Source organism: Rothia sp. HMSC069C10 (genome assembly GCF_001812205.1).
Classification (GTDB): domain Bacteria; phylum Actinomycetota; class Actinomycetes; order Actinomycetales; family Micrococcaceae; genus Rothia; species Rothia mucilaginosa.
The window spans coordinates 37497-41317 of the sequence record NZ_KV808301.1 but is presented as its reverse complement, the minus strand read 5'-3'; the positions used below and the strand labels follow the sequence as shown (position 1 = coordinate 41317).

Sequence of the window (3821 nt, the reverse complement as noted above, 5' to 3'; positions counted from 1 at the left end):
CACGGCTGAGAAGAAGGCGCAGAACGTGCCCAAACCGATTATGCCGGAGAAGGTGCAGGAGCTGAGTATTGACGGTATTTATGCGCTGATTGGCTATTGGATTTCTAGCTTTAATTATTTGGCGTTGACGGGTGATATTGAGCCGATGAAGAAGACGGATCTTAGCACTGACTACACCAAGGAGCTTGAGCCGATGATTAAGCTCTATGAGACGGGGCGCGGCTGGATTTATGACACGAGTGAGCCGATGTCTGTGTACCTGCTGACGGATACCCCCACGCAGATTGAGGGTGACCGTATTCGTTATTTCTGGCGTGCTCGTTCTCTGGTTGATCAGAATGCGAAGAGGCATCTGACGGAGGGGGACAACCGCGATAAGTCGCTGGCTAGGGCAGAAGATTCTCAGGGTCAGGCGATGAGGATCGTTGTGGAGTATAAGGAGGGTGCTTGGTTTATGAGCACTCAGGAGGATAAGGACGCTGATAAGGGCGCGGATTCTGCGAGCCCCTCGGCATCCTAGTGCACTAATTGCAGCTTTTTAGACCTTTCTTCACAAAAGGATACAAGTAGAAACGTTTGATACCTATTTGCACACTTTAGGGTATGATGGGGTTGTCAACTCACTCTATTTCTTTTGTTGACTTCTTTCGAAAGGCTGATTATGACGAGCCCTTCCCCCATATCTACCCGTGTGAGCCGCCGCGTGGCGCTGGGTGCGACCGCCGCTGGTGCACTTGCCGCGTTGACCGCTTGTGCCAGCGATATTCGCCCATTGGCTGATGGCTCGGCGTCTAACTCTACTTCCGGTTCTGCTAGTGCATCCGCGAGCGCTTCAGCTAGTGCCTCACCCAGTGCCTCGGCTAGCGCTTCGCCTTCTGCTTCTTCCGGCAAGCATTATAAGGGCCTCGTGAAGTTTGATAACTTCGAGAAGAACGGCGAGTACGTTCCGGCAACCGCCACTCATAAGGCGCAGAACGTGCCCAAGCCTCTCGTTCCGGCGAACATGAACGAGCAGAACGTTGACGGTATTTACGCGTTCGTTGGTTATTGGTTGGCGAGTTCCAACTATCTGCTGATGACCGGCGATACTGAGCCGTTGCAGAAGGTTGAATCTGCGGATGCGCTGGAGAATTACCGGAATTTGACGGTTGCTTATGAAAATAATGCGGGCTGGCTCTACGGTGCGGATAGCCCTATGACTCTTGAGTTGCTTTCTGATTCACCGCAGAAAATTTCCGGTAGCCGAATTCGCTATGACTGGTTGGGATACATGAGTTACAGCGCGGACATGAAGATTCACGCTGAAGGTCAGGGCCCTGATGAACCCTTTATGGAGGATAGCTCGCGGGAACTGACGAGGGTTGGTGTGGAGTACAAGGATGGTAAGTGGAGTATGGTCACCAGTGAGGATGGCTCTTCTTCGGCGGCTTCCGATTCTTCTTCGAGTTCTTCTTCTGTCTAAGCACCTACCCTATAGGTAAGGTCTAACGGCTTAAGATAGACTTCTCCCCCGCCTGCGGTAATGCACCGTGGGCGGGGGTTCTTTATGTCAAGACTTGGTGATGCTTTGCAGTGGTATTAGGTTGCTTTGTCATCGGCGCTAAATGACGACCGCTGATGGGTATCTGTGTATTTGCCGGTATGATGGGGTTGTCAACTCACTCAATTTCCTTTGTTGACTTCCTATGAAAGGCTGATTATGACGAGCCCTTCCCCCATTTCTGCTGGTATGTCCCGCCGCGTGGCGCTGGGTGCGACCGGCGTCGGCGTACTGGCTGCATTGACTGCGTGCGCTAGCAATATTCGCCCGACGGCTGAAGGTTCGGCGTCTAGCTCCGCTTCTGAAAGCGCCTCGGCCGCTGCTTCCGCATCTGCTTCTTCGGACAAGTCCTATAAGGGCTTTGTGAAGTTCGATAACTTCGAGAAGAACGGCGAATACGTTCCTGCCACTGCCGAGAAGAAGGCGCAGAATGTGCCCAAGCCCCTAGCCCCGGCGAACATGAACGAAGATAACGTTGATGGCATGTATGCGTTCATTGGCTACTGGCTGGCAAGCTTTAACTATGCGCTAATGACCGGTGATACTGAGCCGATGAAGAAGGCTGACCCTGCAGATGTGTATGCGAAGAGTCTGCAGGAACTTACGATCATGTACGAGAACGATCTGGGCTGGATGTACGGTACGGATACCCCGGTTACTCTTGAGCTGACTAGTGGTTCACCGAAGAAGGCGTCCGGTAAGGGTACCCGTTACGACTGGCCGGCATACATGAACTACAGCGCCGATGCGAAGATTCACATTGAGGGCAAGTCTGACCAGCCCTTTAAGACCGCTTCTAGCCCGAATGGCAAGCTGGCGAAGGTTGCCGTGGAATACAAGGACGGTAGGTGGATTATGCTCACCGGCGATGAAGGCTCTTCTTCGTCGGCTTCCGCTTCTTCTAGCTCTTCTGCTGCCTAGGTCTTCTGTCTAGGCCCCACCATAACGGTTCAGGCATAACAGCTTGAGGTAGGCTTCTCCCCCGCCTGCGGTAATGCACCGTGGGTGGGGGTTTCTTGTGCCAAAAACCCAGGGAACACTCAGGCGAAAACCCCGCGGATGGCCGGGGTCGGCTGAGAGTGCCTCGGGTACGCTTAACGTATATACATTGACGTACTACATATGGTCTTTACCTGCAGGTTTGAGCCTCGTGCTGACGGCTTTGTGGGTGAAGGATCCGACGAAGGACTTCCGATGACTACTTTCTTCACTCGACGTACCGCTCTGGGTGTTGCTGTTGCGGGTGCACTTTCTGCGTTGACTGCGTGCGCTAGCGATATTCGCCCACTGGCTGGCAGTACCGGCTCAGCTTCTCCGTCGGAGGCGGCGACCACCTCCGAATCTGCGTCTGCATCGGCGTCTCCTTCTGCTTCGGCGCCTGCGAGTGCTTCTGCTGCTTCGGGTCTTCCGTCGTCGGGTAAGTCCTATAAGGGTGCGATGAAGTTCGATAGCTATGAGAAGAACGGTGAGTACGTTCCAGCGAGCGCTACGAATCCGGCTGAGAATATGCCGAAGCCTGTTCCTCCGGCGAATATGAAGGAGCACAGCGTTGATGGTGCGTATGCTTTCTTGAGTTTCTGGCTGGCGAGCTTGAACTATTTGCTGATGACGGGCGATATGGGCCCGATAGATACTGTTTACCATAAAGGCTACGCCTGGGAGGAATATTCCAGCATATTCAAGGTGTATGCGTTGGGTGCTGGTTGGGTGTACGGTACGGAAACTCCGTATATTGTTGAGCTGCTAACGGATGCCCCTCGTGAGGTGCCGGGCAGCGATAATACTCGCTTTATTTGGGAAGGCTATCTCTACATGGATCCCAAGATGGTGCGGCATTATAAGAATCAGCCCGAGAAACCGGCGAGCGCTGATGAGTCGAAGAAGAAGGTGGCGAGGTTCCGTCTGGAGTACAAGGACGACAAGTGGGAGCTGTCTAGCGCCGCTTAGTTGCCGTCTTGCAGAGGGTTCAACTCTCCTCGTGACTTCTCACGTAACAAGACCCCGCGCCTGGTAAAACGCTGGGTGTGGGGTCTTAATTTTCTGAACATTCGAGGTGGTCGCGGGGCTATTTGGTGGCTCTCGGGTAACCTTAAAAATATATACATTGACGTACTTATAGGTCTGTACGGGGTGCGTATGCCTGCCGCGGTGTGTGGCGTGATTTGCTCTGTATTGGCTCCAACGAAGGGCTTCCGATGACTACCTTCTTCACTCGACGTACTCTCCTGGGGGTTGGTGCGACCGGTGTTCTTGCGGCGCTGACTGCGTGCGCTAGCGATAT

4 protein-coding genes are annotated in these 3821 nt (G+C 53.6%); all 4 read left to right on the top strand.

The annotated features are described in order from the left end of the window. Nucleotides 1–520: DUF6318 family protein (locus tag HMPREF2842_RS05220; protein ID WP_246823192.1), on the top strand; the 520-nt coding region annotated here is incomplete at its 5' end. A 141-nt stretch (nt 521–661) separates the two neighbouring features. Next, a complete protein-coding gene (locus HMPREF2842_RS05215; protein WP_083308750.1) occupies nt 662–1462 on the top strand; it encodes a DUF6318 family protein in 801 nt (266 codons plus the stop codon). A 237-nt stretch (nt 1463–1699) separates the two neighbouring features. Further along, nucleotides 1700–2461 (top strand): DUF6318 family protein, encoded by a 762-nt coding sequence (locus HMPREF2842_RS05210; protein ID WP_083308751.1) that lies wholly within the window; start codon nt 1700–1702, stop codon nt 2459–2461. A 273-nt stretch (nt 2462–2734) separates the two neighbouring features. Next, a complete protein-coding gene (locus HMPREF2842_RS05205) occupies nt 2735–3487 on the top strand; it encodes a DUF6318 family protein (RefSeq protein ID WP_070634381.1) in 753 nt (250 codons plus the stop codon). The last annotated feature ends 334 nt before the right edge of the window (nt 3488–3821 follow it).

Excerpts from the sequence above, each read along its gene's own strand:
- HMPREF2842_RS05215 (WP_083308750.1), top strand. The coding sequence starts at position 662 with ATGACGAGCCCTTCCCCCATATCTACCCGTGTGAGCCGCCGCGTGGCG.
- HMPREF2842_RS05210 (WP_083308751.1), top strand. The coding sequence starts at position 1,700 with ATGACGAGCCCTTCCCCCATTTCTGCTGGTATGTCCCGCCGCGTGGCG.
- HMPREF2842_RS05205 (WP_070634381.1), top strand. The coding sequence starts at position 2,735 with ATGACTACTTTCTTCACTCGACGTACCGCTCTGGGTGTTGCTGTTGCG.